9 protein-coding genes are annotated in these 13,620 nt (G+C 67.3%); 6 read left to right on the top strand and 3 right to left on the bottom strand.

Annotated features, from left to right (window positions below; all coding sequences use genetic code 11):
* The first annotated feature begins 50 nt into the window (after positions 1 to 50).
* Genes DAT35_RS20090 through DAT35_RS20100 form a run of 3 tightly spaced genes read left to right on the top strand, consistent with a single transcriptional unit; the run spans position 51 to position 3,730 of the window.
* Entirely contained in the window at positions 51 to 1,646 is a 1,596-nt protein-coding gene (locus DAT35_RS20090) for a GMC oxidoreductase (protein ID WP_108068672.1), read from the top strand.
* 28 nt (positions 1,647 to 1,674) lie between these two features.
* A complete protein-coding gene (locus DAT35_RS20095; protein ID WP_158501799.1) occupies positions 1,675 to 2,979 on the top strand; it encodes an NAD(P)/FAD-dependent oxidoreductase in 1,305 nt (434 codons plus the stop codon).
* A 16-nt stretch (positions 2,980 to 2,995) separates the two neighbouring features.
* Positions 2,996 to 3,730, top strand: coding sequence for an SDR family oxidoreductase (locus DAT35_RS20100; protein WP_108068674.1), 735 nt, complete (start codon positions 2,996 to 2,998; stop codon positions 3,728 to 3,730).
* 144 nt (positions 3,731 to 3,874) lie between these two features.
* Here DAT35_RS20100 and pfp read toward each other — a convergent pair whose 3' ends face one another.
* Positions 3,875 to 5,191 (bottom strand): diphosphate--fructose-6-phosphate 1-phosphotransferase, encoded by a 1,317-nt coding sequence (pfp, locus tag DAT35_RS20105; protein ID WP_108068675.1) that lies wholly within the window; start codon positions 5,189 to 5,191, stop codon positions 3,875 to 3,877.
* A 120-nt stretch (positions 5,192 to 5,311) separates the two neighbouring features.
* Between pfp and DAT35_RS59945 the strand changes: the two genes are divergently transcribed.
* The gene (locus tag DAT35_RS59945) at positions 5,312 to 6,007 is read left to right on the top strand and encodes a ComF family protein (protein WP_199242946.1); all 696 of its coding nucleotides are present in this window, start codon (positions 5,312 to 5,314) and stop codon (positions 6,005 to 6,007) included.
* Between the two features lie 89 nt (positions 6,008 to 6,096).
* Here the strand turns inward: DAT35_RS59945 and DAT35_RS20115 are convergent, their stop codons facing one another.
* Both DAT35_RS20115 and DAT35_RS58230 read right to left on the bottom strand, forming a co-directional pair.
* Positions 6,097 to 6,558 carry an immunity 26/phosphotriesterase HocA family protein gene (locus DAT35_RS20115; RefSeq protein WP_108068676.1) on the bottom strand — a complete coding sequence of 154 codons (462 nt, stop codon included), beginning with the start codon at positions 6,556 to 6,558 and terminating at the stop codon, positions 6,097 to 6,099.
* A gap of 3 nt (positions 6,559 to 6,561) precedes the next feature.
* On the bottom strand, positions 6,562 to 6,933 hold the full coding sequence (locus DAT35_RS58230; RefSeq protein WP_146209793.1) for a hypothetical protein: 372 nt from the start codon (positions 6,931 to 6,933) through the stop codon (positions 6,562 to 6,564).
* A 1,162-nt stretch (positions 6,934 to 8,095) separates the two neighbouring features.
* Here DAT35_RS58230 and DAT35_RS20120 point away from each other — a divergent pair.
* The gene (locus tag DAT35_RS20120; protein WP_108068677.1) at positions 8,096 to 11,782 is read left to right on the top strand and encodes a DUF3857 domain-containing protein; all 3,687 of its coding nucleotides are present in this window, start codon (positions 8,096 to 8,098) and stop codon (positions 11,780 to 11,782) included.
* A gap of 166 nt (positions 11,783 to 11,948) precedes the next feature.
* On the top strand, positions 11,949 to 13,607 hold the full coding sequence (locus DAT35_RS20125) for a sensor histidine kinase (protein ID WP_108068678.1): 1,659 nt from the start codon (positions 11,949 to 11,951) through the stop codon (positions 13,605 to 13,607).
* The last annotated feature ends 13 nt before the right edge of the window (positions 13,608 to 13,620 follow it).

A 13,620-nucleotide genomic window follows, 5' to 3' on the forward strand; every position in this document is an offset into this window, starting at 1 on the left:
CGCCGGCGTGACCCTCCCCCGGCCTGTCCATTCACACACAAGGAAAGAACATGAACCCCCAGCATGAGGAAAAGGTGTATGACGCCATCATCATTGGCACCGGCGCCGCCGGCTCCGTCTTCGCCTACGAGTTGACGAAGGCAGGCTGGCACGTGCTGGCCCTGGAACGGGGCAAGCACCACACCCAGCACCGGAAGAACTTCACCGAGAACGAGATGAGCATGTTCCCGCTCATCTGGGACAACTCCCAGTACCAGGTGGAAGGCAATGGGTTCCAGGGCACGCCCAACCTGGGAATTGGGGTCGGGGGCGGCACGCTCGCCTGGACGGCCGTCAGCCTCCGCTTCTTCGACCGGGACTTCCGCTTCCGGAGCCGCTACGGACGTCCCGCCGGTAGCTCGGTGGAGGACTGGCCCCTCAACCTGGCCGAGCTGGAATGTGACTACGATGAGGCCGAAGCGCAGATGGGCGTGTCCGGACAGCGTACCCCCTGGGACCCCAAGAACCGGCGCGAGTACCCCAACCCGCCCCAGGCCCGCTACGTGACCTCCGTGAGGCTACGCAAGGGGATGGAGCGGCTGGGCATCCGCTCCGCTCCCGGCCCCGTGGCGATCAACTCGCGGCCCCACCACGAGCGCAGCCAGTGTCTGAACTGCGGCTTCTGTCGCTCCGGCTGCCGCGTGGACGCCAAATACCAGGCGGACCAGGTGCTCGTCGCCCCGGCGCTGGAGACAGGACGGCTCGAGCTGGTCACCGAAGCGCTGGTGACCCGGATTGAGATGACCCGCAACGGGAAGCGCGTGGACGGGGTGTCCTGGATGGACCTTCGTACCCATGGCAAGCACCAGGCGCGCGCCAAGGTCGTCATCGTCTGCAACAACCCCATCGAGCTTCCCCGCCTCTTCCTCAACTCGGCCAATGCCTTCCATCCCAAGGGACTGGGGAACCAGCATGACCAGGTGGGACGCCATTTCTTCTGCCACCAGGGGACCATCGGCCTGGGCATCACGGACGAGGTGGTGGACACCTCCACCGGCCACAACATGGGCAACCTCATGTCGCTGGACTTCTGTGAGAGCACTCCCGAGCTGCCCTACCAGGGCGGCTTCTCGCTCCTGTCCCTCAATGGTGCAGGTGCCGGCGTCATGGCCGTGGACCCCCTGCGCGGCCTCATGGGGACCGAATTGAAGGAGCGGATGAAGCAGTACAACAAGTCCCTCCTGCTGGTGTCGTTCTGCGAGGGGCTCCCCTCCCCGGAGAACCGCATCACGGTCGATCCCTCGAAGCTCGACTCGTTCGGCCAGCCCGTGGCCAAGGTGAGCTACACACTGCAGGACAACGACCTGCGCATCGTCGATGCCGCGACCCGGAAGATGGACGAGGTGCTGCGCGCCTCGGGTGCCCGGGAGGTCCACGTCACCACCCCCTCGTTCGAAGCGCACCCCATGGGGACGATGCGGATGGGCAACGACCCCCAGACCTCCGTGACGGACTCCTACGGGCAGGTGCACGGCATCGGCAACCTGTTCGTCGGAGGAGCCGCGCTCTTCGTCACGGGCAGTTCCCTGAACCCGACGCTGACCCTTCATGCACTGGCACTGCGAACCGCCAGACACCTCACCCAGCACCCATCCCGGTGGGACTGAGCCTCATTCGCAAGGGAGACAACACCTCATGGCACGGGATTGGCGGACGAATGACGTTGTCATCGTTGGCTGTGGACTGTCGGGCCTGACCGCGGGCCTGTTCCTGCTGCGGCGCGGGTATGGCGTGACCATCCTGGAGCGCCGGAGTTCCTACGGGGGACTGTGTGGCACGTTTGAAATGGATGGGCGCGAGTTCGTCATCGCCTGCAACGACTTCGGCCAGGGCCTTGTCCGCACGCTCGAGGAGCTCGGGGTGCCGCTGCGCTTCAAGAGCAAGAAGACACGCATCTTCTACGGAGACAGGGTCTACGAGCTGCCCCTGTCCGCGGGAACAGCTCTGAGGCTCGCTCCCCACATGAGGGCCCTCGCCCGCTTCTTCCTGGGACTGCGCCGCGCCCGGCGCGCCGGGGAGGGTACGCGCTCCCTGGGAGAGTTCGTGGACTCGACGGTTGGCAGGTGCGAGGCGGGGGATCTGCTGAAGCTTCCCGCGTACCTCATGGGAGTCCGCCCGGAAGACTTCCAGCTCCACTCCCTCTGGGACGAATTCCAGTACGACTACGGATACTCGAAGCCGGCCACGCCGGTCGGGGGCCCCCAGGTCCTCGCCGACACGCTGGCGAACAGGTTCCTCGCGGGAGGGGGCACCATCCTCTTGTCCACCGAATGCCGCAACGTCCACACGGACGGGGATGGGTACACGCTCGACACCAGCGCTGGAGAGCTACGCGCCCGGGCGGTCCTGTCCACCGCGGAGCGGACCGACCCCGCTCTCCCCGGCTCCAAGCCGGGCCTGCCGGTGAGCATGTTCTGCGTCGCGGTCTCCAAGGAGTTGCCCTATCCCGAGGAGATCCACACCCTCGTCCACTACCCGCCTGGCATCTCCGACTGGTTCGGGAAGTTGGACTCGGGTGTGCCCTCCTCCGAGTTCGGCTTCCACCTCTTCCGGAGCGAGCTGCCCGAGAAGCCGGACCACTACACCCTCAACATCTACTTCTACCTGCCTCGTGGGGTGGAGGAGCCGGAGGGCGCGTATGTCCAACAGGCCGAGGATTACATCTTCTCCCATGCCGAGCGCATGCTTCCGGGACTGGGGAAGGCGATCCTCTACAAGCGGTTCGTCTCTCCGCGCATGTTCTCTCAGCGGCACGGGCTCTCGAGCCGGGTCACCCCGTTGATCACCGGTCCCGGCATCCCGAAGGCCGACAACCACGACGCGGGGACCGGCCTCTATTACGCGGGCAACTCGGTCTTCCCACCGGGAGACCACGCGGGAGCGGCCATCCTGTCGGCGCGTATCTCCGCGGGCCTCATCGCGAACAGACTCTCACCGTAGGAAACGAGGAACAGCCATGCAGACTTCAGGCAATACTGTGTTGATTACAGGTGGTGGCTCTGGAATCGGGTTTGCCCTGGCCCAGGCCTTCGCCGAGGCGGACAACACGGTGATCATCTGTGGCAGGGACGAGGCGAAGCTCACGAGGGCGGCACGGGACGTGCCAGGCTGTCACGCGATCCGCTGCGACATCACCTCCGACCAGGACGTCCAACACCTCCGCTCGGAGCTGGAGACCCGCTTCCCGTCGCTCAACATGCTCATCAACAACGCGGGCCTCCAGTACAACTACAGACTGACGGAAGAACCGAATGCGCTCGAGATGATCGACGAGGAGATCTCCACCAACTTCACCGCCCAGGTCAAACTGACGGTGAACCTCCTTCCACTCTTGCGTAGGCAGGAGCGCTCGGCCCTGGTGAACATCACCTCGGCCCTGTCAGTGGTTCCGAAGGAGAGCGCACCGGTGTACTGCGCGACGAAGGCGGCCATGCGTGTCTTCACCAAGGCCATTCGCTACCAGCTCGAGGGCACGAGCGTGAAGGTCTTCGAGGTCGTTCCCCCCCTGGTGGACACCGCCATGACCCAGGGCCGAGACGTCCGAAAGGTACCGCCGGCCCGGGTGGCTCAAGCGGTCCTCCGGGGACTCGAGGCGAACAAGAAGGAGATCCGCATCGCGATGGTGAAGGCCCTCTTCGCCATCAACTACGTCATGCCGGGCGTGGCCTCCTCCATCATGCGCCCGAGCTGACGAAGGCCCGGGCCCGCCAGGGCGCCGAGCACCCAGGGGGAGCCCTCTCCCCCTGAGCGTTGGGCCAGCCGGGCAGCGGCCGCGCGCAAGGCTTGTTCCCATGAGCACTCTTGGGCGCCCCAACGGCGAGGGAGCGCGCCGGAGCTAGCGCACCGGGCCCCCCGTGGGCTCTCCTGGATGGGTGATGATTCCAAGCCCCACGTCGGGCGCGAGCTGGGGCTCGTCCTTCACCAGATGGAAGAACTGCTCGCGGAAGGCCTCCGGCGTGAGATGGGTGACCGCGGCGAACCGGGCCATCTCTTCCGGCTTGTCGAAGTCGTGCCGCTTGAGCCGGAGCATGAAGCTCCGGGCAATCTTGTAGCGGTCCGAGTCGACATCCACCATCCGCACCCGGGGGTGTCCGGTGGCCGGGTCCTTCATTTCCTGGAAGGGGATGGGGAGGAACCGGCCGTTGCACATCGACACCACGGCCTCGGTGCCACCCTCGATGATGTAGCGGGCCGCGCAGTGGCCGAGATCGCGCGTGTACTCCATGTCGAGCGGAATGGGGTCCGCGCAGCGCACCTCGTAACCGATGTACTTGGGAATGAGCGTGGCCTTGATGCCCAGGCCCGCGAGCCGCTCCTGCACTCCCTTCTCGAGCACCTCTCCCAGGTTGACTTCCGCCACGTGGAGGTTGCCCATGTGGTCTCGCGGGAGCTCCGTGTGCCTGGCCAGGTCCTCGGGGTCGATGCAGTCGGCGAGGCCCTCTGCGAGCAGGGCGATGCCATCCGAACGGCCGTAGGACAGCCGCTTGATGACCGAGCCCGCGAGAATGTCGATCACGGTGGCGAAGGAGACTCGCTTCCCGCGGAACTCCTCGGGGATGACCGTGATGGTCGCCCCCACCGCCTTGCCAATCGCCAGGGCGAGATGCCCCGCCTTGCGCCCCTGGGCGATGACGAAGTACCAGCGCGAGGTGGTCTTCGCGTCGACCATGAGGTTCTTCACGATCTCCACGCCCACGTGACGCGCGGTCTGGAAACCGAAGGTGCTCGTGTCGTCGGGCAGGTCGATGTCGTTGTCGATCGTCTTGGGGACGTGGACCACCCGGATCTTCCCCCGGGTCTTCTCCGAGATGATTTGAGCCAGGGTGGCGGTGCCATCACCTCCGACGGTGATGAGCATGCCCACGCCGAGCTTCTCGAGCCCGTCGATCGTGCGCTGGAGGTGCTCGGGGGTGCGGGTGGGGTTGGCGCGGGAGATGCCGATGTACGAGCCGCCGCGGAAGTGGATGCGGCTGGTGTCCTCGATGGTGAGGGGAACGACGTGGGAGGTGTCTCCCTCGGCGAGCCACTTGAAACCGTCCTGGATGCCGAGCACCTCCACGCCCGAGAGACGGGCCCGGATGGTGGCTGCTCCAATCACGCTGTTGATGCCCGGGGCCGGGCCGCCGGCGACGACGATGGCGAGCTTCTTCATGTATCCATCCCAAGGGAGAGGTGACCTGCGCTCGGCAGGGGACTTGCACTCTGGCCTCCGCGGAATCTAGCCGCCTGTGGCCTCATCGCCACAACCGTTTATCCGAGGGGGGACCCGTCCGTGCTTCAGGAATTGCTCGAGCTGCTCTACCCACCCGCGTGCATCGCCTGCGCGAAGGTGATGCCCGTACGCGCTCCCTTCTGCGAGACCTGTGACCTCGCCGTGGAGCGGCTCCCGCCCTCGCGCTGCCGCACCTGCGCCGAGCCCGGCACCTTCCCCCGTGACACCTGTCCCCGCTGCCACGGCTCGCCCCCGCCCTTCTCCCGAGCCTGGGCTCCCTTCGCCCATGAGGGTCCCGTCGCTCGCGCCATCCACCGCTTCAAGTACGAGGACCACCCGGAGCTCGCCCCCGCCCTCGCGGAGCTGCTCGCCTCCGAGTGCCGTCAGTTCCTCGCCCAGGCCCCCGCCCTGCTCGTCGCGCTCCCGCTCCACGACAAGCGCTTCCTCGAGCGCAGGTATGACCAGGCCCAGCTCCTGGCAGGGGCGCTGGCCCGCGCCACCGGCCGCGACGCTCCCGTGGGACTCCTCTCTCGCGCCCGAGAGACCCGGCGCCAGGTGGGCCTCTCCGAAGCCGAGCGCGCCCACAACGTGGCCGGCGCCTTCACCGCGTCCCCGTCGATAGCTGGCCTCGAAGTCCTTCTCGTGGACGATGTGCTCACCACCGGCGCCACCGTCCGCGCCGCCGCCACCGCCCTCCGCGAGGCCGGTGCCACCCGCGTCGAGGTCCTCACCCTCGCCCGGGCCTTTTCTCTATGAGACCTCGCCCCGCATCGTCCCAAGACCAGATATCAGCGTGGGAGTGGATCTGATTCCGTGGGGGGTTCTCGGATTTCGACCTCGACTTCCTATTGCAGGCGTACCTTCATACGCTCCACGATGCCACTGGGCCGCCCCATGAAAGTATCGAGCAGGCGTTCCTCGACATGGTGCTCGTCCCAAACAGCCATTGGCTCAAGCCCGACACACTCCTGGGGCTCGGCACTTCTCGAATTGTCGGCGGTGTCGCAGATCTCGCAGCGACGGAAGTCTCCCACGTCCTGTCTGAAATAGACAATCGGCTGAGTCAGAGACTCCTCGAGCTTTCTCCGTCCAATAACCTCCCACGAACCCGGCTCCAAATGGCGGACAGCAATCTTGAAAAGGATGGGCTTGGATGCGATCCGATCAAGGTCCGAGTCAGGGCTTTCGGTCCTGTACTCGTAGAAGGCATTAAACGGTGGCTCGAGTGCCCTCCCGTATCCGAAAGTGCCGTCAGCGAGAGGAATCCTCAAGAAGGACCCCGGTTTATACATGCGTACTTTCTTCATTGCCTAATATCCCGTGTACGGATGAAGTTGACCCCAGCGTTCCGTGGCTGCTTCGTGAAACCGCATGCCCTGCGGATTGTCTTTCGCCACACCGCGCACGACATTCTCGGTCCGATAGGGCTTCCCGGTGTCGGACTGGGCGCCCCCGTGGGAATCAATCAACTGCTGCTCTCTTCCGCGAATCCGCCAGTATGCGGCGTCGTCGTATCTTCGGCCATAGTCAACGGCGGCCCCGACATCGAATTTATCAACCCTCGGAGGGCCGAACACAGCATTCCCAGGCTCGCCGTTCTCATCGATGTGATGGTTCATAGTTCGATAAGCAGCGGCCAGAAACGCTTGAATGCCGAGGGGCTTGGTGAGATCGACGACCATGCTGGTTCGCCCCGAGTAGTAGCGATTGGTATTCTTATTGAGCCTCGTGTAGGTCACATATATGCGACCCCGCCTTGTTTTTTCCTTTTTGCCTGGTTCTAACTTTGGCGATGCACCAGGAGGAGCGAGCGGGGCGGACGTCGGTCCCGTTTGGGCCTGGGAAGCCCTTGTTACCGCACCGCTGGGTGCATTGGGTGGGTATTGACCTTGGACCCACCCGGACACATCGCCGAAGTGCGTGCCGTAAAATTCGTCCGCGATGTCGATCGGGGTCTCCGACCCATCCACGGCCGCCTCGACGGTCAAACACAGCAAGACCACACTACCGGCTGCCGCGGTAACCGCGCCTCCAGTGACGACGAGCTCTCCCGCCGCACCACCAGCCCCTCCTTCTCCCGCGGCCGTGCCGCCTTCTGGCACGAGCCGGAGCACGCCGCGTGGGATGCCATCACCCAAACCCTCGCCGGAAAGCCCCTCCAGTGGAGGTGACGAGGGTGGGGTCAGCGGTGCCGCTGGCGAAGCCGCCTCCAGCGTTGCCGCCACAGGCACTACTTTCACGTCAGCGCGCGCTGCATGAAATGCGTCATTCAGTGCCCCCGACGCAACGTAATGGCGAGGGACATAAACACAGCGCTCTTGCTGGCCAGTGGCGTGACGGACGCTTCGGGCAGCGCCGCTACACCCCACGAGAAACATGCAGAGGAGCACAGCCCACGCGCGTGACATGCAGCGCCTCCCGGCGTTGACTCCATCCGCAAAGAGTTCGATTCGAGACTACCGGTTGGCCGTGCGTTCATGTCAACGCGGTTCGCGTGTAGACGTCCGGGTAGATGGCGCCCTCTAGCGGGAGGCCGTGCCGCGCATTTCAAACCGCGGGCTCCGGCGCGTTTCCGTGGTCGACGTCTCTCATGAATGTAGGCAAACCAACCACCTTCGTGATAGACGCCCATCGCGAAAGCCGACTCGAGGCCGTATGGAGGAAATCGGATCGAGGCCGTCCGGGAGGCGGGCCGGCCTGTGTCTCCTCCCTCGCTCAGGTGCCGACATTTCAGTTGCTTGTCCGCCCATGACGTCGCATGCAGGGGAAGGCTCTCCGAAGCTCGGCTGTTCACCCGCGCCGGCTCTCACCCCCGGCTCCCTTTCCGACGGACGAGGAACACGGATGTCCCGTACCCCACGGCTCGCCGCGCTATCGCGCACCACCTGGCTCGTCGCCCTGCTGGCGTTCGCCTGCCCGCTGCTGACCCGCGCCGCCTCCGAGACCAGCGCCTCTGCCGCTCGGGAGCAGGCCGAGGAAGCGCTCAAGCTCGCCTCCACCCCTCGCGGCCCCGCCCAGCTCATCCGGCTGCACGCCCTCTCGCAGGACCTCGAGGACCTCACCCCCCTGGTGAAGACCTATGGGGAGATCATCTCCCGGCGGGACAGCGACCCGGGCTCTCGCGCCACCGCGCACTTCCTGTTGATGGACCTGGAGCGCTCCCGCGGCCGGCTGCAGCGCGCCGGTGAGTTGCAGGACGCCCTGGGCCTCATCGGCGACTACTACGTCGTCGGCGGCTTCGACAACGAGGGCAAGTCCGGCTGCGACAAGGACTTCGGTCCCGAGACGGCCGCGCTGGACCTGTCCGCCAGGTACCCGGGCGCCAAGGGCCACGAGGTGACGTGGCGCCGGCTCGCCGTCAGTCCCACCGAGGGCTATGTCGACCTGGGCGCCGCGGTGCGCCCCAACCGCGAGGCCGTGGCCTACGCCCTCACCTGGCTGGAGGCCCCGGCCGAGTCGCGCGTGGCGCTCGGCGTGGGCACCTCCGGCGCCTTCCGCCTCTGGGTCAATGGAGAGAAGGTCGCCACCAGCGACAACTACAACGCGCCCCGGCCGGACCAGTCGCGCGTCTCCGTGCGCCTGCGCAAGGGCCTCAACCGCGTCCTCCTCAAGGTGTGCCAGGAGTCGGGCCCGCTCGGCTTCTACCTGCGCCGTGACCCGCCCGGCCGCATCAAGGTCGCCCTCCCCGCCACCCTCCCCGCCCTCACCAAGGGCCCCTCCGCCGCGCCCCAGGTGCTGCCCACCGTCACCTCCGCCCTCAAGAACGCGGTGGCCAAGGCTCCCACGGACGCGCAGCTGCGCGGGGATTACGCCACGGTGCTCGACTTCTTCCGCGCCTTCGACGAGCGCGAGCACACCGCCACCGTGGAGGCCGACCGCGCCGCCAGCGCCGCCCCGCAGGACGTGCGCTTGCAACTGCTCGCCGCCGAGTCCCACCGGGACGACCTCAACCTGCGCCGCCGCTTCCTCGAGACCGCCCTGCGCGCGGACCCCACCTCCCTCCAGGCTCGCGTGGCGCTCGCCGACTTCGAGCTGGAGCGCGGCCACCCCGAGCGCGTCGTGGAGCGCCTCAAGCCCATGGTGGAGCTCAACCCGGACTCGGCCGCCGCCCGCCTCACGCTCGCCCGGGCCCATGAGGCGCTCGGGGAGACCGCCCGCGCGCACATGATGGTGGAGGAGGCGCTCCAGCGGCTGCCCCGCATCCCCCGCGTGGTGCGCGCCGCCGCCAGCTCCGCCCGCGTGCTGGACCGCCCGCAGGATGCCGTGGCCCGGCTGCGCGTGGCCCTCGCGCTGCGTCATGACGACCGCTCCAGCCGCGCCCTGCTGGCCTCGCTGCTGGCGGACCTCGGCCAGGTGGAGGCCGCTGCCCGCGAGTACGCGCAGATGCTCATCCTGAACCCCTTCGACAACGCCATCCGCCTCAAGCTCGCGGAGCTGCGCGCCGCCAATGGCCAGTTGGACGCGGCCACCGCGCACTTCGCCGAGGCCCGCGCCCTCTCCCCGGACGAGCCCGAGGTGTATGAGCGCGAGGGCCGCGCGCTGCTCTCCGCCGGCCGCCGGGAGGAAGCCCTCGCCTCCTTCGAGCGCTCGCTGGCGCTGCGCCCGCAGAACCCCTCTCTCAAGGAGGTCGTGCGCACCCTCAAGGGCGAGTCCGCCAGCGCGGGCACCCAGTACCTCAAGGACACCAAGGGCCTCGAGAAGGAGGCGGACGGCTACGCCACCGAGGACGCCGTGTACCTCGTGGACTCCCAGTACGTGCGCGTGCAGAAGAGCGGCCTGTCCGGCCGGCTGCACCAGTTCGCCGTGAAGGTGCTCAACGCCCGCGGCGTGGATGCCTTCCGCTCCTACCCCATCACCTATTCGCCGGATCGCCAGGAGGTGCGGATTCTCCGCGCCCGCATCACCAAGGCGGATGGCTCCGTGGTGGACAGCTACGGAGAGAGCGACCGCAACATCAACGAGCCCTGGACGGGCATGTACTACGACGCCCGCGCCAAGGTGCTCTCCTTCCCCGCGCTCGCCGCCGGCGACGTGCTGGAGCTGCAGTACCGCGTGGATGACACCGCCCAGGACAACCTCCTGTCCGACTACTGGGGCGACGTGGAGAGCGTGCAGGGCGTCTATCCCAAGGTGCACTACCAGTTCCTCGTGGACATGCCCAAGGAGCGGCCCCTCTACTGGAACGAGAAGAAGCTGCCCGGCGTGACGTACGCCCGCGAGGACGTGGAGGAGGGCCGCGTCCTCTACCGCTGGAGCGCCAAGCACGTGGCCAAGGTGGTGCCGGAGCCCGGCATGCCCGGCTGGGCCGAGGTGGCCGCCAACCTCCACGTCTCCACCTACCGCACCTGGGACGAGGTGGGCCACTACTGGTGGGGCCTCGTCCGAGATCAGCTCACGCCCAACGACGAGCTGCGCAGCACGGTGGACACCGTCCTCAAGGGCGTGGACCGCAAGGACCAGAAGGCGGTGGTGCGCGCCATCTACAACTTCGTGGTGACGAATACGCGCTACGTGGCGCTCGAGTTCGGCATCCACGGCTTCAAGCCCTACCGGGTGGACCGGGTGCTGGCGCGCCGCTTCGGCGACTGCAAGGACAAGGCGAGCCTCATCCACGCCATGCTGAAGGTGGCCGGCGTGGACAGCCGCCTGGTGCTGCTGCGCATGCGCGACCTGGGCGCCATTGGCGAGGAGCCCGCGAGCCTGGCGGCCTTCAACCACGCCATCGTCTACGTGCCCCAGTTCGACCTGTACCTGGACGGCACCGCCGAGTTCCACAGCGCCCGCGAGCTGCCCAGCGCGGACCGCGTGGCCAACGTGCTGGTGGTGGAGCCGGGCGGCAAGGCCTCCTTCCTCACCACGCCCGAGGCCCGCGCCGAGGACAACGCCACCCGCCTCTCCATGGACATGGTGCTGCGGCCGGACGGCGGCGCCGACGTGACGGGCGCCTCCACCGTGGGCGGGCAGATGGCCCCCGAGTACCGCCGCGCCTACCGCGCCGTGGCCTCGCGCAAGTCCACCTTCGAGCGCGCCTGGGCCCAGAGCTTCCCCGGCCTCACCGTCCACGACGTGAAGCTCAACGACACCACCCACCTGGACGAAGACGTCCAGGTGGACTTCCGGATGAGCATTCCCCGCTTCGCCGAGGCCTCTCCCGGCCTGCTGCGCTTCCTCCCCTTCGGCACCGGCCGCGCCTACACCCAGTCCTATGCCTCGCTCGCCGAGCGCCGCTTTGATCTGGTGATGAACAGTCCATGGGTGAACAACTTCACCTTCCGTTACACCCTGCCCCGCGGCTACAGCGTCGCCGAGCTCCCCCCCAACCTCCAGGAGGAGACGCCCTTCGGCCGGGTGCGCCTGTCCTACCGTCAAGAGGGCAATCAGCTCATCTGCGACGGCGAGGTGGCCATCACCTCCGCCCGGGTGAAGGCGGAGGATTACGCGGCATTCCGCGCCTTCCTCGGACGGGTGGACCAGGGCTTCGCGCGCAAGGTCTCCCTGCGCGGGTCCACTTCGCCCACCGCCGAACGCTGAACTCTGAACGATGGACCGGGGGGGTCCGGTCCTTTACGGGGAAACCACGGAATATCCTCGTTAGTACCGCGTAACACCGCGTCCGGCCGAGGGGGGGAAGCCGTCCGCCAGAAGTCATGGACGCCAGGGCCGTAAGCCCCTGGAGGCCAACAGGGGAGAAGCCGTAATGACGATGCGCTCGAAGGTCTGGCTGTTCGTGGTGGTGGCCATCGGCCTCGTCCTCCTGATGGGTGTGGAGCTCTACCGGGGCACCCGGCGCGGGGTGCTCTCCCGCCAGCACCTGAGCCTCATCCAGGACCAGATCGACCTCTACAGTCAGATGCACAACAGTACCTGGCCCTTCGTGGATGCCCTGAGGCACGCGCAGCGGGACGGAGCGGACATCCCGCGCATCCTCCGCGAGCAGGACGCGCGCATGGATCAGGACTTCGCGCGAATCGAGTCCCTCGAGCTCCAGGAGACACAGCTGTCGATGCTGGAGGACAGTGTGGCCCTGTGGGAGCAGAGCCACGAGCGGCTCGCCCTGATCCATGATGCCCAGCACCGCTGGGTGAAGCAGGCGCAGGAGCTCGCACTCCGGGCGGAAAGAGGAGAGACGGTACCGCCCGATGCATGGTGGAACCTGTTCCAGGGCTTCGAGGGGCAGGTGGGCGAGCAGCTCGAGGCCGCCATCGTGGCGGAGCGCGCCGAGATGGAGGAGCTCCGGCGGAGCTGGGATGAGCGCTCGCTGTTCGCCAACAGGCTGGCGCAGCTCATCCCTCCCCTGGCGCTGGTGCTCGTGCTGGGAATCGCGCTCGCCATCCTCGACCCGATGCAGCGCTCCCTGCGCGAGCTGATCGCGGGCGCGGAGCGCATCGGGCATGGGGACTTCGAGCATGACCTTCCCGAGAAGGGCGGGGACGAGCTGGCCACGCTGGCGCGTGCCTTCAACCGGATGGCCGCCGAGCTGCGCGAGCTCCTCCGCGAGAAGCAGCGCTACAACACCCTGCTGGAAGACACGGTGCACACGCGCACCGCCGAGCTGGCTTCCACCAATGCCCGGTTGGAGGAGAGCCTCCAGCGGCTCCAGGAGACCCAGCAACAGCTGCTCTTCGCGGACCGGCTCGCCACCATGGGCCGGCTCACGGCGGGCGTGGGACATGAGATCAACAACCCGCTCGCCTTCATCCTCAGCAACCTCCGCTACATCCAGGAGGAGCTGGAGCGCAACGGGAGCACCCCCTCCGATGAGGAGCGGCAGGAGCTCCTCTCGGCCGTCACCGAGGCATACGAGGGCGCCGAGCGCGTCCGGCTCATCGTGCAGGATCTCAAGGTGCTCTCCCGCCAGGATGATGCGGCCCAAGGCTCGGTGGAGCTGGTGTCGGTGGTGCGCAGCGCCGCCAAGATGGCGGCCCATGAGATCCGCCCGCGCGCCCGCTTCGTCGAGGACTGCGAGGGCGTGCCTCCGGTGCTCGGCAACGGGGCGCGGCTGGGCCAGGTGCTCCTCAACCTGATCATCAACGCGGCACACGCCATCGAGCCGGGCCACGTGGAGCAGAATGAGATTCGCGTGGTGGCGCGCGAGAGCGCACCCGGCCTCGTCACGATAGAGGTGCGCGACACCGGCTGCGGAATTCCTCCGGAGAACCTCTCGCGCATCTTCGAGCCGTTCTTCACCACCAAGCCGGTCGGCGTGGGCACGGGGCTGGGGCTGTCGGTCTGCCGCAACATCATCGCGGCGCTCTCGGGGGAGCTCACCGTCGAGAGTGAGCCGGGCAAGGGGACCACCTTCCGCATCACCCTGCCCGTGGCCGAGGACCTCGAGGCCCCAGGCCGGGCGGCCTGACACGCCAGGGAAG

Source organism: Vitiosangium sp. GDMCC 1.1324 (genome assembly GCF_003044305.1).
Taxonomy (GTDB): domain Bacteria; phylum Myxococcota; class Myxococcia; order Myxococcales; family Myxococcaceae; genus Archangium.

Coding starts and splice junctions, on each gene's coding strand:
- DAT35_RS20090 (WP_108068672.1), top strand. CDS start 51: ATGAACCCCCAGCATGAGGAAAAGGTGTATGACGCCATCATCATTGGC.
- DAT35_RS20095 (WP_158501799.1), top strand. CDS start 1,675: ATGGCACGGGATTGGCGGACGAATGACGTTGTCATCGTTGGCTGTGGA.
- DAT35_RS20100 (WP_108068674.1), top strand. CDS start 2,996: ATGCAGACTTCAGGCAATACTGTGTTGATTACAGGTGGTGGCTCTGGA.
- pfp (WP_108068675.1), bottom strand. CDS start 5,191: ATGAAGAAGCTCGCCATCGTCGTCGCCGGCGGCCCGGCCCCGGGCATC.
- DAT35_RS20115 (WP_108068676.1), bottom strand. CDS start 6,558: ATGAAGAAAGTACGCATGTATAAACCGGGGTCCTTCTTGAGGATTCCT.
- DAT35_RS58230 (WP_146209793.1), bottom strand. CDS start 6,933: ATGGTCGTCGATCTCACCAAGCCCCTCGGCATTCAAGCGTTTCTGGCC.
- DAT35_RS20120 (WP_108068677.1), top strand. CDS start 8,096: ATGTCCCGTACCCCACGGCTCGCCGCGCTATCGCGCACCACCTGGCTC.
- DAT35_RS20125 (WP_108068678.1), top strand. CDS start 11,949: ATGACGATGCGCTCGAAGGTCTGGCTGTTCGTGGTGGTGGCCATCGGC.